Raw genomic sequence first — 23,982 nt, forward strand, 5'->3', positions numbered from 1 at the left:
GTGTTATGTGGTTTAATTAAACAATTATTGTAGTGACTGAGACCCTGCACATGATACAAAGTGTGCTAAGTATCAGCTCAACACAAAAAACATAATAGCTAGGATAGTTTTTACTCCATACTGTTTGATATTATTTGTTATACAGCGCTTATGTGCTGCATGATATCAGCAGTTTTTATTCATTAAGTTGGTCACGGCACGTATGTCATTAGTCTCTTCTTTAAAACACAGTATTTTTGTTCGTATCTATGCTGGACTACTCATAGTCTGTTTATGTGTGGCGTTATTTGCCCAGTTATTGATGGATACAATCAATAAAGAGCGTGTACAGTCCTATCGTGAAAATATGGCCAAGGGCGCTTTTCATCTGGTGAGCGAAGGTGTTTCTCATCAGGAGAGTGCGGAGCAGCGTGAGTACTGGCTGTCTGATGCGAGTAGTTTATTTGGCTCGAAATTCAGTATTGTGCCTATTACTGACGTGGACTTTAATGCCAGTGAATTGCGACGTTTTGAAAATGACAACACAGTCGTACGCTATGTTACTCAGCCTGTGCATGCCGATGTCTATTATCGTTTACCTGACAATAAAAATGTCCTAACGGCTAGGGTTACGCAAGTCACTGAACAGCAAGTGCGTGCAATAGCTGTATTCTTATTAGATGATTTATCTTATCACGTGACGCTGCCTGATAAACGTGCACGCTTGGCTCAGTTAGAAGAGAAGTTCTCCTTCCCATTGGAATTCAAAGCAGTTAATACGCTAGATTTGGATACCGATCAGATGGGGCGATTGCGCCGTGATGAGGTTGTTATCTCACTGCAGGATACCAATAGCAGTAAAAGCAACTCAGCTATCCAGATAGTAGTGCCTTCTGAAATCAATGATATGGCAATTTTGATTGGGCCAGTACCTTTATTTAACTGGTTTCCCCTCAATTTGATTATAAGTATGATTTTGATCAGCATGTTTTTGATCAGCTTGGGTGTATATGCATTGATTTTCCCGCTTGAACGCAAATTGCAGTTGATTCAGGTCGGTGTCAATGAAGTCAGCAAAGGTAACCTTGAAAGTCAGGTGCAAGTGATTGGGCAAGATGAAATTGCTCGTTTAGCAGCGACCTTTAATGCGATGACCTCACATATCAAACGTTTGATTGAGTCGCAGCGAGAGCTGACGCGAGCAGTGTCACATGAGTTACGTACGCCTGTGGCTCGTATTCGCTTTGCTGTCGATATGCTTGCTGATACTGATGATGAAGACTCACGCTTTATGCAGCGCGACTATATTGATGAAGATATTGAGTCGCTCAATGGTTTGATTGATGAGATTTTGACCTATGCCAAGCTTGAAGAAGGCTCGCCAAAACTAGATTTGGAGCCGGTCAATCTTAGAGAATTACTTGAGCAGATTGAGCGTGAGACCAATGCACTAGGTAAGCCAATCAAGATAGTGACCAAACTGCCGAATGCTAAAGTAACCGCCATTGCCGACCGACGCTATCTACATCGTGTTATTCAAAACCTTGCAGGCAATGCATTACGCTATGCAGAGACAACGATTGTCATTAGCGCAGGCGTCAAAAAAGGCAATGCGTTTGTGAGTGTTGAAGATGATGGTCATGGTATTCCAGAAGCAGATCGCGAAAAAGTATTTATTCCATTCTCACGCCTAGATGATAGTCGTACGCGAGCATCAGGTGGCTATGGCCTAGGATTATCTATTGTATCGCGTATTGCTTTTTGGTTTAATGGTAGTATGAAAGTCGATGAGAGCGAGCCACTTGGTGGTGCCCGATTTGTTATGACATGGCCGATTAAACCACTGACACAAATTCTGGCTGCTGACGAGTTGACGCAGGAGAAAAGTGAACGTGGTTTTGATGACAAGTGATGATAAATAAAGGCAGTATATAATGTCATAGCTACTCTTAAAGAGTAGTTGAGACATAAATTAATAGGTTATAAATTACCACCAGTCTAATTATTTTTTAGCTGTAATCATCATCAGTATGGCAGTACCAATAATGGTTTTAAAAGTAGATTTTTTGAAAGTAGAGGAGGGCAAAGGATGCCGTATTTATTTGGTGGTTTGGTAGTTTTGAACGCAATAACGCTAGGGTATTACTTATTCTTACAGCAGCCTTCGACGACTCAAACGTTAAAAGCTGCGCAAGAAAGTATTACTCAACCATTAGAGTTTACCAATAGCGCCAAGTATATCCCTCCTGTCATCGGAACTAGAGACTAGTTTTTATTCATGCAAAAACTGCAATGAAGTATTTTCTAGCTCTAGTCATTTTCAGTCTAGTCGTCTTTGTTCAATAGGTTGTTATCAGAGCCAGAGTGCTCTTCAGTATCGGCAGCGACGGTCTTATCTCCAGCAACTTTAGAAAGCAAAGGTATACGTACACAAACCTGTAGTCCACCTTCGGGATGGTTGATAGCTTCTACTGTGCCATGATGCAATCTTGCGATACGGTCTACGATAGCCAAACCTAAACCGCTACCTTGGGTGGTACGTGCAGTCTCTCCCCGTTCAAAAGGTTGCATAATACGCTCTAATTGATCCTCTGCAACGCCGTCACCACAGTCCCTTACGCATATCATTAGTTGCTCTTGTGCTTCCTGATTGACAGCACTTTCACTGACCACGTCACTATCTTCATCTTCAATAGTCTCTATAAATGTCGGCATCACAGTCGCCGATAGATAAATAGGTCCCTTGCCATAACGCTTCGAATTGTTTACCAGATTTATAATGAGGCGTTTGATAGACATGGGGCGTATAGGAACAACTTTGTGACACTCTGACTGGTAAATGAATTCCATCGGTGCAAACTGCACCATGATTTCATTAAAAATGGTATTCAAATTAGTCAGGCTCACTGGCTCATCGGAACCGTCTTTCATAAATGAGATAAACTGCTCTAAGATAGCATCCATATCTTCGATGTCGTAAATCAACCCTTCTCGAAAAAAGTCATCTGGTAGCATCTCAGCGGTCAAGCGCATACGAGTCAATGGTGTTCGCAGATCATGTGAGATACCAGCAAGCATAATTGTGCGCTCTTTTTGCGCTTGGTTTAACGTCGTAAATAGACGATTGAACGCCATATTGACTTGGCGTATCTCTGTAGGCCCTTTTTGCGTTGGTAAGGTAGTTGCGTGACCAAGGCGAATATAATTGGTTGCAGCACGCTGTAAATATCGCAATGGGCGGTTCAATTGTCGTGCCAGTAAGATAATGGTTAGCAGCGACAGAATAGGTAACCCAATGAGGAATAGCACCAACAATCCTGGACTGTACTGAGAATAATAGACCACTGGTTCACGAATCCAAAAGCTATCGTCTCGGCTGTCTTGTACCCAAAGCTGCGGTGTCGGTTTAAATTTAAAATACACCTCAACAGGCCTACCTAACTGCGCACCGATTTCGCGTTGCAACACATCAGTAAAGACACCAACAAACGCCTTATCAGACACTTCTGGAAAGTCATTCGGATTATTCACCACCACCACATGAGAATGCTGATAAATCCATCGGCGTACCTCAGGACGGTCTTTCCAGTCTTGATTGACACTGTTCATCAGCTGTAGCTCGCTCGTTAAATAGCGCGCATGGTTTTTTAGCTCTGGCAAATACAAGCTTCGCCAAAAAAACAAAATCGACAAGCCAACACTGATAAGGACAATAAAGGAGACCATCAAGGTTGTCAGCCAAGTGTTGGAATAGGAGCGTGGCAGCCAACCTTTACGACGTGGTTTTGGGTGTGAGGTGGTCATATTAATCCAACATGTTGAGAGAGGTATTTTATTAAATCGATTATTGAGCCAAACCGTTATTATACTGCTTGTAGGATGAACTCTGCTTTTTAGACTTGGTTATTATCAACTAGATGACGGTATCGAACTTGGTCAGTATATTTATCTTGCTAAGCATACTAATGTATAACTTGCACTTGGTTTCCTTGTATCGAAATTATTTGAATTCAACTATAGCATAATCCATGAAAGGTACTGACGTCGCTTTGACTTGATAAATCAGCCATAGGATTATCTAAAATGCGTGTGAGAATAGGGATAAGGTGACTTTGTATTTTACCTATTCCATATGCTGAAGACAGTCAAATTACTGATTGAAAATAAAAGGTTATGAGCAATTATGTTTTACATCGATGTGCATTTAAGCTATTGTTAATAAATAATTAAATAAGCACAGTTTATGTTTTCAATAAATAAAGACTGTGATATAATTATGCCCTTTTTGGTATACCTGCGAAAGAGAGAATTCACATGGTTGTTATTCGTTTAGCACGGGGCGGTGCCAAGAAACGCCCATTTTATCAAGTAGTTGTTGCTGATCAACGCCGCGCGCGTGACGGTCGCTATATTGAAAACATCGGCTTTTTTAACCCACTCGCTAAAGATTCAGAAGAAGCAGTGCGCCTAAACATGGAAGCGTACAACGCGTGGATCGCAAAAGGTGCACAACCTTCAGATCGCGTTGCTTCATTAGTAAAAGCTTACAACAAGTCTGTAGCACCAACTGAAGCAACTGCTTAAGTTTTCGTTACTATTACTGAGATGCTGATAGCAAAATCATGAGCATCCCTCAGTAGACTTTAGTAAATATAGCGTAACTGGTCTAACCAGGGTACGCCATTAACTGTTTATTGATTTTGATTGCGTTTATCGCTTTTGATTGAAATGTAATTATAATTTCTGTTTTAATCATTGTTAGGTTAGCCGTTATGTCATCAGTTCCAAACGCTAGTGCCCTTATGAAAATTGGTCAGCTGAAAAAGCCTTATGGTATTAAAGGCTGGCTTTGGGTCTTTAGTGATACAGATGATCGTACGGCAATATTTGACATGCATCCGTGGTGGATGAAAACTGCCACAGGCATGAAACCTTTGACTGTTAAAGCTTGGCGTGAGCAAGGAACAGGAATCGTGGCTCAATTTGAGCAAGTTCCTGATCGTAATGTTGCTGAGACCATGAACGGTGTTACCGTTTGGGTCGAACAAAACGTTTTGCCTGAAACAGCTGAAGACGAATATTATTGGTCGGATTTGGTCAGCTTGCGCGTGATGAACGAGCAAGATGAATATCTAGGCAATATCACTGAAATGTTTGAGACCGGTGCCCATGACATCATGCGTGTAGCGGCAAACTCAGACAGTTTGGATAATGAAGAGCGCCTGATTCCATGGCATAAGCAAACGGTAATGAAGGTCAATATGACTGAAAAAACAGTGCTTGTGTCTTGGCCAAGTGATTATTGATATCCGCTTTAACGATATAAGTTTCGGCTTTATTGTTAAGTGTCATCGATAATTATACCGATTCATTTAACACTTATTAACCACTACGCCAAGTAGACATCAGATGTATTTTGCCGTTATTAGTATTTTTCCTGAGATGTTTGCCACGATTCGTGATTTTGGTATCACGGGTCGGGCGGTCACTCAGGAGCAAGTGACGATAGAATGCATTAATCCACGTGATTATACCACTGATAACTATCGGCGTATTGATGAACGCCCGTATGGTGGCGGTCCTGGAATGCTGATGATGGCTGAGCCATTGTCAAAAGCTATTGAGGATGCGCGCTTACGAGCCAGTCAACATGGCTGCCGTGTCGATAGTGAGCACTGTCCGGTGATTTATATGTCGCCACAAGGGCAGACGCTCAGTGAGAGTAGTGTGGTCAGTATGACTGATTACGATGGCATGATTTTATTATGCGGTCGTTATGAAGGTATTGATGAGCGCTTACTGTCACAGTATGTCGATATGGAAGTATCACTCGGTGATTATGTCTTGACTGGTGGTGAGCTACCAGCAATGGTGCTAATGGATAGTGTGATACGTCGTCTGCCTGACATTATGGGTGATGATAAGTCAGCTGAGCAAGACTCCTTCGTTGATGGATTGCTTGATTGTCCACATTATACTAAGCCACATGATTTTGCTGGTATGGCGGTTCCTGATGTTTTACTGTCAGGTCACCATGCCAATATCGCTAAGTGGCGCTTTAGTCAGCAAGTCAGTCGCACGCAAGCGCGTCGTCCAGACTTGTGGCAAGCGTTCACACCAACGGTAGAGCAAGCAAAGTGGTTAAAAGCATTGGCAAAAGCAGAAAAAAATAAGACTTTATAAGGTTAGGATTGATAAAAAACTGTCTTATAAAGCACGGATTCGATAAACAGTTAAGAAACACAATTTTGAGCAACAATAAAACAGGTCATAGCATAGTGGCCGTTGGTTATAAACCATTTACGTTGTGTCTCACCATAAAGAGATGCGATTAATTATTACAAACAGGTGATATGCGTTAAGCCTCTATTATCTAATGTGAGGAGATAACTCTCATGAGCAACAAGCATCCATTAGTTCAGGTCATCGAAAATGCTCAATTGATTGAGCGCCCAAGCTTTGCACCCGGCGATACCGTTGTGGTTCAAGTAAAAGTACGTGAAGGTGAGCGTGAGCGTTTACAGGCTTTTGAAGGCATTGTAATTGCTAAGCGTAACCGCGGTCTAAACTCAGCGTTTACCGTACGTAAAATCTCAAGCGGTGTTGGTGTTGAGCGTGCATTCCAATTGCATTCACCAATCATTGAAAGCATTGAAGTTAAACGCCGTGGTGCTGTTCGCCGTGCGAAATTGTACTACTTACGTGAGCGTTCTGGTAAATCAGCACGTATCCGCGAAAAACTTGCTCCGCGTGCAGCTGCTCCAAAGAAAGCTGCCGCTAAGGCATAAGTTTAAGCAACTGCTTAAACTTGCTACGGTTGCTGAGCTGCTAATGAAGTGGCAAGGCAACTACGCAAAAGTAGATACAAGCCCTTATTCATAGGTTTATCATATAAATAAGCGGGCCATACCAAAAAAGACAGAACCCCAATCTATGCGAAAGCTAGGTTGGGGTTTTTGTATGTGGGGTTTTAAATGAGAGTTGAGCATGACATGTTTAGTAGGCTCTAATCTTCGTCATCAAAATTATCTATACGGCTGCTTTGGTCTTTAGATTTGCTGTACTTACGCAGTCGGATATATATCGTCTTTGTGACGATCGCAATAACTTTTTGCTGCTCGTCGACTATATCGACTTTATATTCACGAAAGACCGCATCACCATCTTTCGCCATTTCTTGAATGGTAATAATTTCGGAGCTGGCAATCTTCATGCGTGCGGTAACTTTGCTATAACCCGGCGCTATAAAATCAATATTTGAGCTTTTGTCCCACACAACATAGCTACTACCAAGTTGGTGCATGAGCATAATCATATAAAATGGATCAACCATTGAATATAAACTGCCCCCAAACTGAGTACCGACGATATTTTTGTTCAAAGCATTGAGTCCCATACTGACGACGCACAGACCTTGATCCAGACTTATATGATCGATTTTGATGCCTGCACCGACATAAGGTGCGTAGGTGTTGATGCGCAGCTTAAGCAAATGTGGTGTCAGTAATGGCATGATGCTTTGTTTAGCCCGACGTTTTAAGGTCTCAAAATTGGATGGTAGTAAACGCATGAACTTATCCTGTTATTGCTTCTAAGTTTTTCTATTTATTTTGATATAGCTGATTATCTGAAAGGTATCTGTATTGAGCATAATCATTAGGGGGTATTTATCATAAGTAAAAAACATCAAGACCGCTAGCCTTAAAGCGTAACTGACATGGATTTTCTAGAATTACTTAAAAGTTATAATAAACTATTTATTATACCTATCTTTAATATTTAGTTATGTGATGACAAATGTCTAGATACGGATAATTATCAAGAAAAAGTTCATTTATTCTAATTTAAAGCCTATATTAGGTATGTTTTTTCCTCATGGTTTTCTATTGAGTTCAATTTTACATTAAATAGAAACTTTAATTTATAGATTATAATAGTGTATTGGCTTTTTGAGTGGTTCTAAGTTCGCATTTCGAGTTCTCATGTCATACAATGGCTTGCAATTTTTAATGGACGCTTTAGTCACATTAAATGTCACTATCAAATTATCAGTTAAATTAAGCCTCAGACGACACAAGGAAATGTGATGAGTAACACTCAGATCCCTTCTTCAGGGTCTAATCAACAGCCGTCAAACCCATCCGATTACGACACAGAGTTATCAGGTAGCTATGTCGATTTGCACAAACCAAGTTCGAGTTTTGAGAGTCGTGATGATTATCTCAATCATGAATTGCAAATCATGCAGCCCAAACGCTGGCGTCCCAATTTGCCCTTTCGTGATTATCGCTTTGAGTATGAAGATACTATTCCTGCAATGGCAGCGACGATTGGTAAAGTGGTTATGGTGGGTGCGATTGCTGCAACATTTGCAGGTCCACTTGGTTTGGGCGATGCGTTTGTTTTAGAAAACGTTCGTTATGAGCTATTAATCGTTTCATTTTTTATCATCTTATTTTCAGGATTTCTACTCCCGACAGCCAACCTTGCAGGTACTCACGGCCCCCTTATTCCACTAATTCCTATTGTTGTAGCCGCTGGTGGCCATCCAATGGCATTTGGTCTGCTCATCGGTGCCTTTGGCTTGCTATTGGCAATCAGTAAAGGGGGCAGTCTGCTGGCAAATCTGACTAGTAAAGGTGTGTGCGGTGGCCTGTTGATTTACTTAGGGTTTATCGGTACTACCTCACAGGTCAAAAACCTCTTTGCATGGGCAGAAGGTATCGGCATGTCGCATATTGCCTTCTTCATTATTTTGGCCACTATTCTGCTATATGCATTACTTGAGCACTGGCAAAAACGCTGGCTTGCGGTTCCGCTAAGCTGTGTACTAGGTGGCGGACTTGCATTTGCATTGGGTGCGCCCTTTGAGTTCAAAACTGCACCAGGCTTGCCGAATATGAACCCGATGTATTGGTGGGGTGAAAATACCGGTTGGATGCTAGGATTACCGACGGTTGAAAGCTTTATTGTCGTACTGCCATTTGCTATTTTGGCCGTTGCGATGTGGTCACCAGATTTTTTAGGTCATCAGGTGTTCCAAAAAATCAGCTATCCTAAACGTACTGAAAAAGTGCTCATGGATATCGATGACACCATGACTAGTGCATCGTTTCGTCAGGTCGTCGGCTCTGTATTGGGCGGTGCTAACTTTGCATCATCGTGGGGCACGTATATTGTCCCAGCAGCGATTGCCAAACGTCCGATTCCTGCCGGTGCCTTATTGACAGCATTATTCTGTATTATCGCAGGTGTTTGGGGCTATCCAATGGATCTGGCCATCTGGCAGCCAGTGATGTGTGTGGCATTGATTGTTGGTGTGTTTATTCCACTGCTTGAAGCTGGCATGGAAATGACGCGCGAAGGAAAAACGACCCAGTCTGCCGCTATCGTGGTATTCGCGTCTGCACTGGTGAATCCGGCATTTGGTTGGTCACTCACATTGTTGCTCGATAACTTGGGCTTGATTGGCTCTAAAGAACGTAGTGCCAATTTGACTAAAATGAGCCGCTGGATCATACCAGGTATTATGTTTGTGGTACTGACAGGCGTGATGGCTATCGTTGGTATGCTGCCAGGCATTCCAGCATTGATGGCAAACTTCCGTCATTAGTAGCATCTTGCTTACCTATGAGAAAGTCAGCCTTAGAGCTGGCTTTTTTGTGGCTGCTGTTAAGCTAATATTTTCTCTGGTTTGAGTTTCAAGTAAGGTGAGTAGGAAGTATTGCATCTAGTAGATTAAGTGAGTTTGACAAAACTATTTATATTTTTGAGGATTGGTATTATAAGTATTCTTGCAAAATGCTCATTATCGCCCCATAACTAGCTATATATCAGTATCTTGAGAGCAGTAAATTCTATGGTTAATGTCTCAGAATCGAGCCCTATCGATGATAAAAAAGCCCGTCTTAAACATTTAATTCAGCGCCTACCAAATTTACCAGGTGTGTATAAAATGCTGGGAAAAAACGGTGATATCTTATACGTTGGCAAAGCTAAATCACTTAAAAGCCGCGTAAACAGCTACTTTGCAAAGACGATCGATCATCCAAAGACTCGAGCGTTAGTGGCGCGTATCCATGATATCGAAACCATTATCACGCGTAGTGAGACTGAAGCGCTGCTGCTTGAGCAAAACCTGATTAAAGAATACCGTCCACCATATAATGTGCTATTGCGTGATGATAAATCTTACCTCTATGTGTTTATCTCAGCCGACAAGCCTTATCCGAGATTGGCGTACGGTCGCGGTAAAGGCAATCATCAAAAAGGTCGATTCTTTGGACCGTTTCCATCTGCGCATGCGGCAAAAGAGACATTGGTGCTGATGCAAAAAATGTTTCAAATGCGCCAATGTACCAATACTTTCTTCAATCAACGTAAGCGCCCATGTCTTGAATATCAAATCAAACGCTGCCGCGCGCCTTGCGTGGGTCTGGTATCAGCAGAAGAGTATGCCGAGGACGTCAACAATACCATTCGTTTTTTAAAGGGTGACTCTAGTGATATTCACACCACGCTGATTGAAAAAATGGAAGCATCAGCTGAAGAGTTAGACTTTGAAAAAGCGGTATTTTATCGCGATCAGCTTTCTATGCTGCGTGAAGTGCAGGCCAAGCAAGCTGTCTATACCGTACAAGGTGAGGCTGATGTGATTGCCATTGCCAGTCAGGCAGGCATGACGTGTGTCAACGTACTGACTGTCCGTGGCGGTCGTATGCTGGGTGGTAAGAACTATTTCCCTGATGTCGACAGCAGCGAATCGCTCGCGGATAATTTATCTGCTTTTATTACTTCTTTCTATTTTCAGGTGACGGATGATTTGCCCGCAGAAATTATGCTAACTCATGAGCTTCCTGATCAAGTGGCAGTGAGCGAGGCATTGGCGACGCACTTTGGTAGCAAAGTCGTTATCAAAACCAATGTACGTGAACATCGTGCAGAGTGGTTAGATTTGGCAAAACTGAACACCAATAACGCGCTAAAAACCAAGCTGGGCGATTATTTAGAATTGCATGCGCGCTTTGGTGCATTAAAAGATGTATTGGCGGATGTCACCGATCGAACCATTGATCGGATTGAGTGTTTTGATATCTCACATACGATGGGTGAAGCGACCATTGGTAGTTGCGTGGTATTTGACCAAGGTGGCTCGCGTCGGCGTGATTATCGTCAGTATGCAATCCATGACATCGTAGGCGGTGATGACTATGCAGCGATGAAACAAGTGCTGACACGGCGTTATAAAAAGCAGCCGTTGCCAGATCTATTGCTTATTGATGGTGGTAAAGGTCAGCTTGGCATCGCCAAAGAAGTATTAACTGAGTTGGGTATTCTTGGTGATACTTTGCTCATTAGTGTGGCAAAAGGGGAAGGGCGCAAGGCTGGGCTTGAAGTATTGTACTTTATCGATCATGAGCCACTAGATCTACCAATGGATAGTAAAGCGCTGCATTTATTGATGCATATTCGTGATGAGGCACATCGTTTTGCGATTACGGCGCACCGTAAAAAGCGTGATAAGCGTCGTTCATCGTCAGTGCTAGAAGTGATACCGGGACTGGGTGAAAAGCGTCGTCGTGACCTGCTCAATCACTTTGGCGGTATGCAGCAATTGCTTGGCGCCTCCCAACAAGAGCTGTCTGGAGTGCAAGGTATTGGTCCGGTACTTGCAAAAACGGTGTATAAAGTATTACATGAGTAGCTGGATATATTAAAAAAAACGACAACAGAAGCAAATCTGTTGTCGTTTTAACGTTAGTAGTATTTAGAAGATTAAAATCTTCAATCGCTAAAAATCAAAACTTAACTGCTGGTTTGGATAGCTACGGCAGTGCTCGCAGACGCGCTCCCAACGATTAAATCGATAGCGTAAATACCAACGAACATGCACAGCTTTAGGGTAACCGCATTGAATGGCCATTAACGACCTCCATAATTATGATTAGGAATTCATAACCATGGAGACTAGACATAGACACTTATTAGCATTTACTATAAAATATATGAACCCTACCAAGGTAAATAAACTTTATTAGTATGCTAATAGCGGAGTCTAGCTCCACAGTTGTCTTATCTAAAAGTTTTTTAAGCTCAGCAATTAATTTTGCTGGGCTTTTTTAATTTTGCATATTTGGTTTCTCCTCTCTAGTCATAGATTATAAATACCGTATTAAATGGCATTAGCCTTGCTTACTTTTATAAGTCACAAATTTAAAATCTAACGCACTCTTTTCATCATGCATCTGCTCAGACGCTTCTGCCACTTCAAATTCACTTGGCAATTCAGGATAAAACGCATCACCATCGGTAATGTCGGTGTCTACATGGGTCAGTTCAATACGGTCGGTATACATCAATGCATCGCTAAAGACGCGCTCGCCGCCAATGATCCAAATAGTATCTAGATGCGCGCCATGTGCCAGACTGGCTGCTTGTGTCAAAGCATCGTCTAGGTTGTGTACCACGTAAGCATTGTCCTTTCCAACGAGGCCTTTTTGCTCAGCATAATCCAATTGGCTGCTGATGATGAAGCTAACACGTTTTGGCAAAGGCTTACTGCCCATTGATTCAAACGTCTTACGGCCCATAATGACGATGCCTTGTATGCCACCATCATTTTGTTTGGTCGTCATCTTCTTAAAGTGCTGCAAGTCTGCTGAGATATGCCACGGTAGCTCATTATCCTTACCGATACAACGGTTGCTGCTGATAGCAGCGATTTGGGCAACTTCGGTGTGGGCATAACTCATAATCTATCCTTTTTATTATCTTTTACAATTTTAAGCTTACTTAAAGTAGTCAATCAGACCAATGCTATACCGCAACTTTCGCTTTGATAGCAGGATGCGACTCATAACCCTCGACGCTAATGTCTTCGTAATTGAAGGCAAAAATATCATTAACATCAGGGTTAAGTGTCAACGTTGGCAGTGTATATAGTGAACGCGTCAACTGTAATTCAACTTGCTCGCGGTGATTTTGGTAAATATGGCAATCACCACCTGTCCAGATGAATTCGCCCACTTCTAGACCACAAATCTGCGCGACCATATGGGTAAGTAGCGCGTAGCTGGCAATATTGAACGGCACACCTAGAAATAAATCTGCTGAACGCTGATAGAGCTGGCATGACAGTTTATTGTCCGCGACAAAGAATTGAAACATGGTATGACAAGGCGGCAAGGCGACTTGATCTGCTTCTCCAGGGTTCCAACCAGACACGATTAAGCGACGTGAATTGGGGTTGGTCTTTATTTGCTCGATAACTTGGGTGATTTGATCGACACCATCAGCATGGTAATTACCGTCTTCATCTTTGGTTGCGCCATAATTGCGCCATTGATGACCATAGACAGGGCCCAAATCACCAGCAGGTCGATTAAAGCGCGCCGTCTGCTCTGCAGTAGCCCATTCATTCCAAATTCGTACGCCATTAGCTTGCAAATAATCAACGTGAGTACTACCACTTAAAAACCAAAATAGCTCATAGGCGATGGATTTAAAATGGACTTTTTTGGTAGTCAATAGCGGAAACCCTGACGCTAAGTCAAAACGCAGCTGTGCGCCAAAGTGGCTGAGCGTACCAGTGCCAGTACGATCGCCTTTCTCCGTACCTGTGGTTAAAACGTGTTTGAGCAAGTCTAAATAGCCCTGCTCGTTATTGCTGTTAATCATAAAAATGCTCGTCGGTATTGTTTAGTACACTGATTGGTATATAGCTTAATAAGCAGCTTGCTTACCCCAGTCATAGATGCCGCGTTTGTAGGCGTAGATTAATAGGATAAAGCCAATGATTATCATCGGGGCGCTTAGCATTTGCCCTTTGGTCATCCAACCTAACAGGATGAATCCTTGGTCGACGTCTGGCTGACGGAAGAACTCGATGATGAAACGGCTAATGCCATAACCCAACATGAAAATACCGGTCGCTGCCATACGAGGGCGGGGTTTTGATGAATACCACCATAAGAATAAGAACAGCAATAGACCTTCAGCAAGCGCTTCATATAATTGTGAAGGATGACGAGGCAGCAGATACTGACCATTGACTTCAGTCATCAGCTCTTGGAGTTCAGGATTGGTTTGCAATTGTTGCATATCAGCAGCAGCAGCTTGCGGGAAGTACGTCAACCAATTATAGCCGCCGTCAGACACACGGCCCCACAGCTCACCATTGATGTAGTTACCAATGCGGCCAAACAATAAGCCCGTTGGTACACATGGCACGACGAAATCCAGTACTTGGAATGGTGTCTTTTTATACTTGCGAGCGAAATATAGCATACCAAGCATGACGCCGATCAAGCCACCATGGAATGACATGCCGCCTTCCCAGACTTTGAAAAGATAGGCAGGGTTTTGTAGCAATTCACCGAACTGATAAAACAAGACGTAGCCAACACGGCCGCCTAAAATGACGCCAAGCGCACCAAAGAATACCAAGTCGGACACCATGTCGGTGGTCCAGTTATCGCGTTTGGTGCTGCGATACCAAGCTAGACCGTAAGCGGCAGCAAATGCCAGTAAATACATCAGCCCATACCAATGGACTTCAACAGGCCCAATGGCTAACGCTACAGGATCGTACTGAGGATGAATCATCATAAGGGCATCATAATATTGGTAATAAAGTGCTGACTATAATAGCAAATTTCATTCGTCGAGCATACACAATTGCTATGATGCCAATCAGTTAGCATCGAGAAGTTGAACGGTCGATACAGTGCAGAACACATAGGGTAGGAAGCAGGTAAGATGATGGAGGAAATAGGACAAATGACTGTAATCGTGAAAAGGTTTCGTGATGACTTGTCGAACAAGCGCCAATCTTGGTAGCTAGCAGCTCAGGATAAAAACGCAATTTTTAGCGTTATTGAGTGTTCACTACCAAGTGCTCATAAATAAATGCAGTTAAGTAAAAGCAGCTAGATAGCGACCAGATCTTGTACTTTGTTTTCAACCATCGTATCGCCAGCGCCTTGTGACACTACTTTGCCGCGTGATAGCACGGTGTAATTGTCAGCCAGCTCTTCTGCGAACTCATAAAACTGCTCAACCAGTACAATTGCCATGTCACCTTTGTCAGCCAAGTCACGTAGAACTCGACCAATATCTTTAATAATAGACGGTTGGATACCTTCAGTTGGCTCGTCTAAAATCAACACAGTCGGCTCAGAGGCTAAGGCGCGGGCAATGGCAAGTTGCTGCTGCTGACCACCAGACAAGTCACCACCACGACGATGTTTCATCTCATCGAGTACGGGAAAAATATCGTATAAATGTTTGGGTACGTGTTTTGCCTTGCTGCGTGAAAACTTAGCCATACCAATCAAGATATTTTCTTCTACGGTCAGTGTCGAAAAGATATCACGACCTTGAGGCACATAAGCCAATCCTGCTCGTACTCGCTGCTCGGATGACATTTTGCTAATGTCTTTATCATTGAGCAAAATCTCTCCTGATTTAATCGGTAATATCCCCATCAAACATTTGAGTAGGGTAGTCTTCCCCACGCCGTTACGACCAAGTACCACACTGCATTCGCCGATGGGCGCGGTAAGCGAGACGTCTCGTAAAATATGGCTGCCGCCGTAATATTGATTGATATCGTTAACTTGTAACATGGCTGTCTCCTAACATTCGAATCGTTTCCTAATCTCTAAATGGCATAGCAGTTTGTCAATATTATTATTTCAGCTATCAATTCAGCTATCGACCTAAATAGGACTCAATCACGGCTTCATTAGCTTGCACTTCCGCTAACGTACCTTCAGCCAAAATCGCTCCTTGTGCCAATACCGTGACTTTTTCACTGATGGCATCGATAAAAGTCATGTCATGTTCGACCACAACCAAGGTATGGTTCTTTTTGAGGCGTAGACACAGCTCGGCGGTATGTTCAGTTTCGGCATCAGTCATACCGGCCACGGGCTCATCAAGCAAAATTAGCTTGGGGCTTTGCATTAGCAGCATGCCAATCTCTAACCACTGTTTTTGCCCGTGTGAGAGCAAACCAGCGGGCTTGTTGATTTTATCGGTCAGGCGAATTTGTTGTAGGGTAGCGTCGAGGGTATCGCGAGTATCGGCATTGAGTTTATTAAATAAGCTTTTGACCACACGCTTGTCTTTCGGCGCAGCAAGTAACAGATTGTCCATCACTGTAAAATTTTCAAAGACAGTAGGTTTTTGAAACTTACGTCCAATGCCAGCTTCGGCGATTTCTTCGGTGGATAAGTTAGCAAGGTTGTGGGTTTGACCAAAAAAAACGCTGCCTTCGGTAGGGCGGGTTTTACCTGTGATGACATCCATTAATGTGGTTTTACCCGCACCGTTGGGGCCAATAATGCAGCGTAGCTCACCTTCTTCAATATAGAGTGACAGATTGTTGAGTGCTCGAAATGAATCAAACCAAACACTTAAATCTTCTAAATATAATGCAATGCCATGGCTAAAATCGACGCCTGATGGCTTTGGGTGACTGCGGCCAGTACCGCCATGATTACGTCCATACTCGTTAATAATTTGCTCAGTCGTTGACGGTTTATCATTTAGCATTATTGCTTCTCCTTTTTGAATCGATCGAACAAGCCCATAATGCCATTGGGTAAAAACAACGTCACGACGACGAACAGTCCACCTAATATCAATAGCCAAAACTCAGGGTAGGCGACCGTAAAGTAGGTTTTTACAGCATTCACCACACCAGTACCTAAGATCACGCCAATTAAGCTTCCTCTACCACCAGTCGCTACCCAGACAGCTATCTCAATTGAGTTCACTGGGTTCATCTCACTCGGATTGATAATGCCTACTTGCGGCACGTATAGCGCACCTGCGATACCAGCGATGACAGCTGACAATACCCAAGCGGATAGCTTGTACCATAACGTACGGTAGCCTAGATACTGCAAGCGATTTTCGCTGTCACGAATGGCACCTAGCACTCGTCCATAAGGTTGGTTCATCAAATGACGTAAACCCATATAAGAGACTAACAATGCTAAGGCTGTGACAAAGCACAGCATAGAGCGGGTAGAGGCAGCGGTGATGTCATAGCCGAGTAAGGTGGTAAAACCAGTAAAGCCATTGTTGCCACCGAAGCCTGTCTCATTACGGAAGAATAGCAAGGCTGCTGCATAGACCATGGCTTGAGTGATGATAGAAAAATACACCCCTTTGATTTTTGAGCGGAAGGCAAAGAAACCAAAGATAAAAGCAACTAAGCCAGGTACCAATACAACCAGTGCGACTGCCCACCAAAAGTGCTGTGTGCCAGCCCAGTACCATGGCATCTCGGTCCAACTCAAAAATCGCATAAAATCAGGAAGCGCGTCGCCTGCTGTCTCGCGTGTTAGGTACATGCCAAACGCATAACCACCTAAAGCAAAGTACAGGCCATGTCCCAAGCTTAAAATACCGGCATAGCCCCAGACGAGATCTAGCGCCAACGCCACCATCGCTAGCGCCATGATTTTGCCAATCAAGGTAATCCAGTAGGCTGAAAGGTGAAAGGCTGATGTCTCCGGCATAAGATGTAACCAAGGCAGTATTAGTAGTACGGCAAAACATAATCCAATTAAAACAGCACTACGCGGGGTATCAGACAGTAATTTGGTCAGTATCATAGAAATCTCCTTATTCGACAAAGCGGCCTTTGAGTGCAAATAAACCTTGTGGCCGTTTCTGAATAAACAGAATCACAAGAACCAACAATACAATCTTAGCCAGTACTGCACCGATACCAATCTCAAGTACCGTACCGCTCACACCAAGTCCTAAGGCAGCTAGTACAGCGCCCCATACTTGTCCGACACCGCCGACAACGACGACTAAAAAGGTATCAATGATATAGGTTTGACCCAGATCAGGACCCACGTTGCCTACTTGGGCAAGGGCACAGCCTGCCATGCCAGCAAGTCCAGAGCCCAACCCAAATGCCATCATATCGATACGTGCAGAGGGGATACCGACAGCACGTGCCATTTGGCGATTTTGGGTGACAGCTCGTATAAACAATCCAAAGCGCGTTTTGTTGAGTAAGTACACCAGTAGCGCCACGACAATAACGGTAAAACCAATAATGGCGATACGGTTATAAGGTAGTACAAGGCTGGATGACACTTGATATGCACCGCTGAGCCATGCCACGTTACTGACTTCAACGTTCTGAGCACCGAAAATCATCCGTACTAATTGCATCAAAATCAGACTGACGCCAAAGGTCGCCAGTAAGGTTTCTAGCTCCCGACCATATAATGGGCGAATCACGATACGTTCAATAATCATACCGATAACAGCGCTGACTAAAAAAGCGGCTGGAATAGCGGCAAGCAAATACCAGCCTGCCATATCTGGCATATAAGCTTGAAAGAAGTTTTGAACCATATAAGTGGTATAAGCCCCAATCATGATTAGCTCACCGTGCGCCATATTAATCACGCCAAGCAGACCAAAAGTAATAGCGAGGCCAAGCGCGGCGAGTAGTAAAATACTAGCGGTACTCATGCCAGTGAAAATATGTCCCGTCCATGTGCTGATTTCGATACGCCGTGATACGCTGGACTCCGCATCGATAAGGGCAGCTTTAAGAGTAGAGTCTAAGTTATCAGCCGCGAGTGCAGACTTGATATCGACCAGTACTTGTGGGCTATCGCTATCAGCGAGTAGGTGCACAGCTGCAATCTGAGTGGGTAGGTCGCCGTTTTTGAAATCAATACGAGCTTGTAACGCAGTTAGTGCCTTTTTGACTTTAGTATTGTCTTCATTTACCGCTGCTGCCGTAATAATGGCTGGATCTACTTGGTCAATATTATTCGCTAAAATATCGACGGCTTGTAGTCGCTGAGCGGGCTTGTCAGAAGCTAGCTTGACCTTAGCCTGTCCAAAGATGAGTGCTGAGCGTAGCGCATTGGTTAAGGTGATTTGTGATAAATCACTTGGCCAATCGTCAGTCTCTTTTTTATCAGGATAAGTAAATAGCTGATCATCTGCATTGAGTAGATACGTTTGCCCACCGTTGCCTTGATATAGCTCATCATTGGCAATGAATTCAACCAAGCTATCTAAACTCTCAACCGATCCAGGCCAGTCGCTTAACATGGTTTGGCGCTTACTAAAATCGCCAGCTACAAATTGTTGAATGGCATCGCCTGAGTTTATAGCTGCTGTCGAGGTATCTGAGGTACTGGCTTGAGTAGAAGTAGATACATTCGCAGTTGTGACCAGTGATGGCTCACTATGAGTAGTATTCGTATCATGATCATGTGCTGGGCCATCATGGTCAGCATACGCAGAAGTGGTGAAAATCGTTATAAATAATGCAGTCAGAGCAAGTAGCCGCAAAGGTATAAATATTGAAAAAATCGCAGCGTGCCTCATTAACCCGCTCGTTGATGCTTGCTGATCATTACCATTCTTAGATGATATTTGCCCTGCAAAGGGGCATAAAATGTGACGCTGCATGTGCGGCTCCCTGTTTTCCACGGTCAACAAATTCTTGGCTCTATTGCTTAGAGGACTAAGCAATAGAGATATGTATAAGACATTTAGGTATATAGCGTGTTGAAAATAAATGTGGAGAGTAGGCGTCGATTAATGCACCTGTCAGCACAAATTTATTCAGTGGACAGCCTATTTAGGAATGTACTCGCTCCAAGGCTGAGCTTGAATGACCTCTGGCGTTTTAAAAATAGTGTCAAACTGTCCATCCGCACGAATTTGTCCAATCATCACAGGCTTCCATAAATGATGATTTGTGTCATCCATTTTTAATGTGTAACCAGAAGGTGCATCAAACGTCTGACCAGCCATGCTGATACGTACTTTATCGACATCAGTAGTGCCTGCTTTTTCAACGGCTTGCTTCCACATATTGATACCGACATAGGTGGCTTCCATTGGATCATTGGTCACGACTTTTTCAGCATTCGGTAGTTTTTGGTCTAATGCATATTGCTTATAGCGTTTGGTAAATTCACTGTTGGTTGGGTTTTTGATTGACATAAAGTAGTTCCATGCCGCCAAATGACCTTGCAATAGGCTGGTGTCGATGCCACGCAGCTCTTCTTCACCGACTGAGAATGCCATGACTGGAATATCTGACGCTTTGATACCTTGGTTGGCAAGCTCACGATAGAACGGAACGTTTGAATCGCCGTTGATGGTAGAAATTACCGCTGTTTTCTTGCCCGTCGAGAATTTTTTGACATTAGATACGATGGTTTGATAATTGCTGAAACCAAATGGTGTGTACTCCTCCATAATGTCTGCATCAGCCACGCCTTTTGATTTCAAAAATGCCTTTAAAATCTGATTGGTGGTACGTGGATAGACGTAATCAGTGCCTAGCAATACGAATCGCTCTGCACCGCCGCCTTCTTCACTCATCAAGTATTCTACTGCTGGAATAGCTTGCTGATTTGGCGCCGCACCCGTGTAAAAGATATTTTCTGACTGCTCTTGTCCTTCGTACTGCACTGGATAGAACATCAGGCCATTTAACTCTTCAACTACTGGCAGTACTGATTTGCGTGATACCGATGTCCAACCACCAAAAATAACATCCACTTTATCTTGAGTTAATAACTGACGTGCTTTTTCAGCAAATAATGGCCAATCAGAGGCAGGGTCAACGACTACAGGTTCTAGCTGCTTACCCAGTACACCGCCATTGGCATTGATTTCATCAATGGTCATTAATGCGGTATCTTTTAGAGAGGTTTCGGAGATGGCCATGGTGCCAGACAATGAATGCAATATACCCACTTTGATGGTCTCGCCATCAGCAGCAGGCTCAGTCGTTGTTTCTGTGGTGGTTTCGGCTGTTGTCTCTGTCGATGTCGCAGTTTCTGCAGGTTTTTGACAGGCAGCGAGACTCAAACTACTGATGACGGCTATCGCCAATAGTGAAACGCGTGATTTGAGTTTGCTAGGAGTATTCGACTCAACAAACTGAGGGTTGGCTAAAATTGGTAACGAAAACATGGACATCTCCTAAGTAAATACAAAAGATAAAATACTGTTACTTAACAGTAATTAATAGTTCAAGTTCTATGCCAAGTTAAAAAGGCCGTTATTTGGGAAATAACAGTACAATAATTAAGAATTGTGGCGTTTTATCATTAATCTAGTGCATAGATCTTGGTAGGTTGCACCATAAAAGGGAATAAATAGATAAACCGTGCAGAATATAAAAATATGACGTTAGCTTTGATAGAGACATTTGTTGCTAAAAAGTGTCAAAAACGCTACGGTTATATCTTTGAGAGATAGTATTTTTTGATAGGAATTATCTTGCGCGCTGATCTGATAGCCAACCTTATAGAAAGAGTGCGCTGCTGCCATGATGGATTTTACTTCTAAGGAATGATGTATGAACGCACATGTAATACAGTCGTCAGTTTTAACGGACCATGGCAGCGTATTATCGCCGCTTAATAACATGGCCAGATGTCTTGCTTTGCCGCTTATGTTTGGTAGTAGTGCCATATTGGGGTTGTCTTCGGCGCAAGCGGCAACGAGCAGCGTCGAGCAAGTGACTATCTATCAAGGGCTGGCAAGCGTGACACGGGCGCTGCCCATCACAGGTAATGGTGAACAAACCGTTGTGTTTTCATGTTTGTCACCTCAAATGGACAAAGAGAGTCTAAGCGTACAAGCGGTGGGTAACGTCAATGTCGGTGAAATCAGTATTGAAGAATTGACTGGAGAGCAAGCAGCGCAATGCCAATATCAAGGTGATGCTAAGGTACAGACGCAGCAAAGTACTTTAGCCAATATCAATGCAGAATTGGAAGCAGCACGCTTAGCAAAAGCATATTTACAGAATTTGACCAAAGTCACGCAGGTCAATACGGATAGTACGATTGCTAATAATGCGCGTGATATAGAGTCTCAAGCGACCAGTATTAACCAAAGAATTTTAGAGATTCAGCAACGTCAGGCACGCGCTCAAGACGCACTTAATCAGCTTATGTCAGGCAGTGCGACATCAACCTTTAATAATGTGACACAGGTGAGTGTGCGCACGGCCAGTCGCTCGCCAAGTAATATTAAGTTGCACTACCAAGTGCGCGGCGCAGGTTGGGAGCCTGCGTATCAAGCCCGCCTAAACACAAATAGTGAGCAGTTAAGTATCACGGCCTCTGCGATTATTGCTCAGCAAACGGGTGAGAATTGGACAAACGTACCTGTGACGCTCAGTACCGTGAACCCCAACCAGAGTACGACAGGGCAACTGCCATATGTGCAGCGTCTGTCATTATATGAAGAGAATCAAGATGCTAAGGTTAGGCGTGAGTCACCTATGATGGATGCTGCTCCTATTATGATGGTAGAAGCGGCTTATACCAAAGGAGGAGCAGCAGCGCCTATGGCACCGCTACCGAATTTCACCGTCAGTAGTCAAAATAAAAATGGCATCATCGAGTATCGCTTACCGCAGCTGGTTAGTATTCCAAGTGATGGCAGACGTGTGCGTACAGTGATTGGAGAGCAGGATGGTAGCAGTAAGCTATGGATTCGCAGCACACCAAGCGTCGAGACTGCCGCCTACTGGTATGCATCAGCGCCATTTCTAACACCAGACTGGGTCGATGGTTCGCTACAGCTGTACCGTGATGACAACTATGTAGGTCAATCACGTTATAGCTACCAAATGCTAAAAGAGCAGGGGATTGGGTTTGGTAGTGATCCAAATATGATGGTCAAAGAGCTGACCAATGAAGACAAGCAAGGTGAGAAAGGTGTGCTAAACCGTACGCAAACAATAACGACCACCAACGCCTATCAATTTACCAATCAGCATAATCGCAGTGTACGCTTGCAGGTGTTGGGCAGTGAGCCTATCAGTCGCGACGACAGTCTGAAGGTTACGGTCACTCATACGCCACCTGTAACCGAACGAGATTGGAATGACAACCAAGGCATAGTAGCATGGGCGTTCGATTTACCAAGTAAGCAGTCACAAGTGATACGCTCAACGTCTCAGGTTAGCTATCCCGCCAATAAACTGTTGGCTGGCAATCAATAAGTAAAACCTCAAACGATGCTCTTTATTTTTGCTAAAAAGTATTGGTATAACAGAAGATTATTATAAAAGGAATGCTATGTGTATCGTCGCCATTGCTTGGCAGTTATTTGATGAGCTGCCATTGGTATTATTGTCCAATCGTGATGAGTTTCTGGAGCGTCCAACGGAGTCGCTACATCAATGGTCTGATCAGCCTATTTATGCTGGACGTGATAAGCAAAGCGGAGGCACGTGGCTAGGTATTCATCAAGAAAAGAAGACAGGTTTTTTTGAGCAAAACGGACGCTGGGCTGCAGTATTAAACTTTCGTGATGGCGTGCAGGCAGGAACAGACGAACGTTCGCGCGGTGCGCTCGTGACTGACTTTTTGACAAGTACTATTAGCCCGATGGATTTTGCCCGAAAGATTGCTCTGCAGGATTACGCTGGGTTTAATCTTATTATTGGTGATACAGCACAAGCCGTCATCGTTAATAATCGCGGTCATGCGCCCACGCCATTATATGCAGGTTTGCATGTGCTTTCTAACGGTCAGCCAGAAGACAGCTGGTTTAAGACGGAAAAACTGCGAGGACGATTGCGCCAAGAGGTATTGCCGCTCATTGCTGAAAATAGTGCACCAGAGTACTGGAATGAGGCAGCTCTCGATGTGTTATCTGACAATACGCCAGCGCCAGCAGATAAGCTGCCTGATACTGGCGTGGCGTTTGAGGTGGAGCAGATGCTGTCTTCTGTTTATATTGAACCAGTGGCTTTTGGCAATACAGAAAAAAATATACCCACTTATGGGACTCGTACCCAAAGTATTTTGACGTTGCGCAAAGAGGGCGATACGGGCGAAAAATTCACCGCGAATATTACCAGTCGAGAGTTTGATCATCACTCAAAATAACTGAAAATAATAGCTGGAAAACAATAGTTGTAAACCAATAAAAAACACCCTCGGTAATCGCTAAAATTCTAGCCATTAC

At 43.6% G+C, this 23,982-nt stretch carries 21 protein-coding genes; 10 read left to right on the plus strand and 11 right to left on the minus strand.

Features of this window, described 5'->3' with window-relative positions; genetic code table 11:
• Positions 1–202 precede the first annotated feature (202 nt).
• Together I6E83_RS11185 and I6E83_RS11190 are read left to right on the plus strand one after the other, a co-directional pair.
• The gene (locus I6E83_RS11185; RefSeq protein ID WP_110923625.1) at positions 203–1,891 is read left to right on the plus strand and encodes an ATP-binding protein; all 1,689 of its coding nucleotides are present in this window, start codon (positions 203–205) and stop codon (positions 1,889–1,891) included.
• Positions 1,892–2,068: 177 nt separating this feature from the next.
• On the plus strand, positions 2,069–2,248 hold the full coding sequence (locus I6E83_RS11190; RefSeq protein ID WP_110923624.1) for a hypothetical protein: 180 nt from the start codon (positions 2,069–2,071) through the stop codon (positions 2,246–2,248).
• A 56-nt stretch (positions 2,249–2,304) separates the two neighbouring features.
• Here the strand turns inward: I6E83_RS11190 and I6E83_RS11195 are convergent, their stop codons facing one another.
• Positions 2,305–3,783 (minus strand): ATP-binding protein, encoded by a 1,479-nt coding sequence (locus I6E83_RS11195; RefSeq protein WP_197101987.1) that lies wholly within the window; start codon positions 3,781–3,783, stop codon positions 2,305–2,307.
• 510 nt (positions 3,784–4,293) lie between these two features.
• Here I6E83_RS11195 and rpsP point away from each other — a divergent pair.
• From rpsP to rplS, 4 genes are all read left to right on the plus strand, one after another.
• Positions 4,294–4,563 (plus strand): 30S ribosomal protein S16, encoded by a 270-nt coding sequence (rpsP, locus tag I6E83_RS11200; protein ID WP_197101989.1) that lies wholly within the window; start codon positions 4,294–4,296, stop codon positions 4,561–4,563.
• Between the two features lie 188 nt (positions 4,564–4,751).
• Positions 4,752–5,285 (plus strand): ribosome maturation factor RimM, encoded by a 534-nt coding sequence (gene rimM / locus I6E83_RS11205; protein ID WP_197101991.1) that lies wholly within the window; start codon positions 4,752–4,754, stop codon positions 5,283–5,285.
• A gap of 103 nt (positions 5,286–5,388) precedes the next feature.
• Positions 5,389–6,162, plus strand: a complete 774-nt coding sequence (trmD, locus tag I6E83_RS11210) for a tRNA (guanosine(37)-N1)-methyltransferase TrmD (RefSeq protein ID WP_197101993.1) — start codon at positions 5,389–5,391, stop codon at positions 6,160–6,162.
• A 212-nt stretch (positions 6,163–6,374) separates the two neighbouring features.
• On the plus strand, positions 6,375–6,767 hold the full coding sequence (gene rplS / locus I6E83_RS11215) for a 50S ribosomal protein L19 (protein WP_110923619.1): 393 nt from the start codon (positions 6,375–6,377) through the stop codon (positions 6,765–6,767).
• A 218-nt stretch (positions 6,768–6,985) separates the two neighbouring features.
• Here the strand turns inward: rplS and I6E83_RS11220 are convergent, their stop codons facing one another.
• Positions 6,986–7,549 (minus strand): DUF4442 domain-containing protein, encoded by a 564-nt coding sequence (locus I6E83_RS11220; RefSeq protein ID WP_197101995.1) that lies wholly within the window; start codon positions 7,547–7,549, stop codon positions 6,986–6,988.
• Between the two features lie 516 nt (positions 7,550–8,065).
• On the opposite strand from I6E83_RS11220, the gene I6E83_RS11225 reads away from it, so the two are divergent.
• Positions 8,066–9,592 (plus strand): DUF3360 family protein, encoded by a 1,527-nt coding sequence (locus I6E83_RS11225; RefSeq protein ID WP_197101997.1) that lies wholly within the window; start codon positions 8,066–8,068, stop codon positions 9,590–9,592.
• Between the two features lie 246 nt (positions 9,593–9,838).
• Positions 9,839–11,683, plus strand: coding sequence for an excinuclease ABC subunit UvrC (gene uvrC / locus I6E83_RS11230; protein WP_197101999.1), 1,845 nt, complete (start codon positions 9,839–9,841; stop codon positions 11,681–11,683).
• An 87-nt stretch (positions 11,684–11,770) separates the two neighbouring features.
• Here the strand turns inward: uvrC and I6E83_RS14860 are convergent, their stop codons facing one another.
• The 9 genes from I6E83_RS14860 to urtA form a co-directional block, all read right to left on the minus strand.
• The gene (locus I6E83_RS14860; protein WP_265090868.1) at positions 11,771–11,902 is read right to left on the minus strand and encodes a hypothetical protein; all 132 of its coding nucleotides are present in this window, start codon (positions 11,900–11,902) and stop codon (positions 11,771–11,773) included.
• Positions 11,903–12,161: 259 nt separating this feature from the next.
• Entirely contained in the window at positions 12,162–12,731 is a 570-nt protein-coding gene (locus I6E83_RS11235) for a dihydrofolate reductase (RefSeq protein WP_197102001.1), read from the minus strand.
• A gap of 64 nt (positions 12,732–12,795) precedes the next feature.
• Positions 12,796–13,656: a thymidylate synthase gene (locus I6E83_RS11240; RefSeq protein WP_197102003.1), complete on the minus strand. Its 861-nt coding sequence runs from the start codon at positions 13,654–13,656 to the stop codon at positions 12,796–12,798.
• Positions 13,657–13,701: 45 nt separating this feature from the next.
• On the minus strand, positions 13,702–14,586 hold the full coding sequence (gene lgt / locus I6E83_RS11245) for a prolipoprotein diacylglyceryl transferase (protein WP_194365000.1): 885 nt from the start codon (positions 14,584–14,586) through the stop codon (positions 13,702–13,704).
• A gap of 320 nt (positions 14,587–14,906) precedes the next feature.
• Positions 14,907–15,605: an urea ABC transporter ATP-binding subunit UrtE gene (gene urtE / locus I6E83_RS11250; RefSeq protein ID WP_110923591.1), complete on the minus strand. Its 699-nt coding sequence runs from the start codon at positions 15,603–15,605 to the stop codon at positions 14,907–14,909.
• A gap of 85 nt (positions 15,606–15,690) precedes the next feature.
• Positions 15,691–16,503, minus strand: coding sequence for an urea ABC transporter ATP-binding protein UrtD (urtD, locus tag I6E83_RS11255; protein WP_413786490.1), 813 nt, complete (start codon positions 16,501–16,503; stop codon positions 15,691–15,693).
• A 32-nt stretch (positions 16,504–16,535) separates the two neighbouring features.
• Positions 16,536–17,606: an urea ABC transporter permease subunit UrtC gene (urtC, locus tag I6E83_RS11260; RefSeq protein ID WP_197102005.1), complete on the minus strand. Its 1,071-nt coding sequence runs from the start codon at positions 17,604–17,606 to the stop codon at positions 16,536–16,538.
• 10 nt (positions 17,607–17,616) lie between these two features.
• Positions 17,617–19,443, minus strand: coding sequence for an urea ABC transporter permease subunit UrtB (gene urtB, locus I6E83_RS11265; RefSeq protein WP_413787065.1), 1,827 nt, complete (start codon positions 19,441–19,443; stop codon positions 17,617–17,619).
• 168 nt (positions 19,444–19,611) lie between these two features.
• Positions 19,612–20,964, minus strand: a complete 1,353-nt coding sequence (gene urtA, locus I6E83_RS11270) for an urea ABC transporter substrate-binding protein (RefSeq protein ID WP_197102007.1) — start codon at positions 20,962–20,964, stop codon at positions 19,612–19,614.
• A 388-nt stretch (positions 20,965–21,352) separates the two neighbouring features.
• Here urtA and I6E83_RS11275 point away from each other — a divergent pair, with 388 nt between their 5' ends.
• Both I6E83_RS11275 and I6E83_RS11280 read left to right on the plus strand, forming a co-directional pair.
• On the plus strand, positions 21,353–23,011 hold the full coding sequence (locus tag I6E83_RS11275) for a DUF4139 domain-containing protein (RefSeq protein ID WP_197102009.1): 1,659 nt from the start codon (positions 21,353–21,355) through the stop codon (positions 23,009–23,011).
• Between the two features lie 76 nt (positions 23,012–23,087).
• A complete protein-coding gene (locus I6E83_RS11280; protein WP_197102011.1) occupies positions 23,088–23,903 on the plus strand; it encodes an NRDE family protein in 816 nt (271 codons plus the stop codon).
• The last annotated feature ends 79 nt before the right edge of the window (positions 23,904–23,982 follow it).

Source organism: Psychrobacter sp. SZ93C1, assembly GCF_015864635.1.
GTDB classification, from domain to species: Bacteria; Pseudomonadota; Gammaproteobacteria; order Pseudomonadales; family Moraxellaceae; genus Psychrobacter; species Psychrobacter fozii.

Bases quoted from the DNA above. Each gene is read 5' to 3' on its own strand.
- I6E83_RS11185 (WP_110923625.1), top strand. From the start codon at position 203: ATGTCATTAGTCTCTTCTTTAAAACACAGTATTTTTGTTCGTATCTAT.
- I6E83_RS11190 (WP_110923624.1), top strand. From the start codon at position 2,069: ATGCCGTATTTATTTGGTGGTTTGGTAGTTTTGAACGCAATAACGCTA.
- I6E83_RS11195 (WP_197101987.1), bottom strand. From the start codon at position 3,783: ATGACCACCTCACACCCAAAACCACGTCGTAAAGGTTGGCTGCCACGC.
- rpsP (WP_197101989.1), top strand. From the start codon at position 4,294: ATGGTTGTTATTCGTTTAGCACGGGGCGGTGCCAAGAAACGCCCATTT.
- rimM (WP_197101991.1), top strand. From the start codon at position 4,752: ATGTCATCAGTTCCAAACGCTAGTGCCCTTATGAAAATTGGTCAGCTG.
- trmD (WP_197101993.1), top strand. From the start codon at position 5,389: ATGTATTTTGCCGTTATTAGTATTTTTCCTGAGATGTTTGCCACGATT.
- rplS (WP_110923619.1), top strand. From the start codon at position 6,375: ATGAGCAACAAGCATCCATTAGTTCAGGTCATCGAAAATGCTCAATTG.
- I6E83_RS11220 (WP_197101995.1), bottom strand. From the start codon at position 7,549: ATGCGTTTACTACCATCCAATTTTGAGACCTTAAAACGTCGGGCTAAA.
- I6E83_RS11225 (WP_197101997.1), top strand. From the start codon at position 8,066: ATGAGTAACACTCAGATCCCTTCTTCAGGGTCTAATCAACAGCCGTCA.
- uvrC (WP_197101999.1), top strand. From the start codon at position 9,839: ATGGTTAATGTCTCAGAATCGAGCCCTATCGATGATAAAAAAGCCCGT.
- I6E83_RS14860 (WP_265090868.1), bottom strand. From the start codon at position 11,902: ATGGCCATTCAATGCGGTTACCCTAAAGCTGTGCATGTTCGTTGGTAT.
- I6E83_RS11235 (WP_197102001.1), bottom strand. From the start codon at position 12,731: ATGAGTTATGCCCACACCGAAGTTGCCCAAATCGCTGCTATCAGCAGC.
- I6E83_RS11240 (WP_197102003.1), bottom strand. From the start codon at position 13,656: ATGATTAACAGCAATAACGAGCAGGGCTATTTAGACTTGCTCAAACAC.
- lgt (WP_194365000.1), bottom strand. From the start codon at position 14,586: ATGATGATTCATCCTCAGTACGATCCTGTAGCGTTAGCCATTGGGCCT.
- urtE (WP_110923591.1), bottom strand. From the start codon at position 15,605: ATGTTACAAGTTAACGATATCAATCAATATTACGGCGGCAGCCATATT.
- urtC (WP_197102005.1), bottom strand. From the start codon at position 17,606: ATGATACTGACCAAATTACTGTCTGATACCCCGCGTAGTGCTGTTTTA.
- urtB (WP_413787065.1), bottom strand. From the start codon at position 19,443: ATGCAGCGTCACATTTTATGCCCCTTTGCAGGGCAAATATCATCTAAG.
- urtA (WP_197102007.1), bottom strand. From the start codon at position 20,964: ATGTTTTCGTTACCAATTTTAGCCAACCCTCAGTTTGTTGAGTCGAAT.
- I6E83_RS11275 (WP_197102009.1), top strand. From the start codon at position 21,353: ATGAACGCACATGTAATACAGTCGTCAGTTTTAACGGACCATGGCAGC.
- I6E83_RS11280 (WP_197102011.1), top strand. From the start codon at position 23,088: ATGTGTATCGTCGCCATTGCTTGGCAGTTATTTGATGAGCTGCCATTG.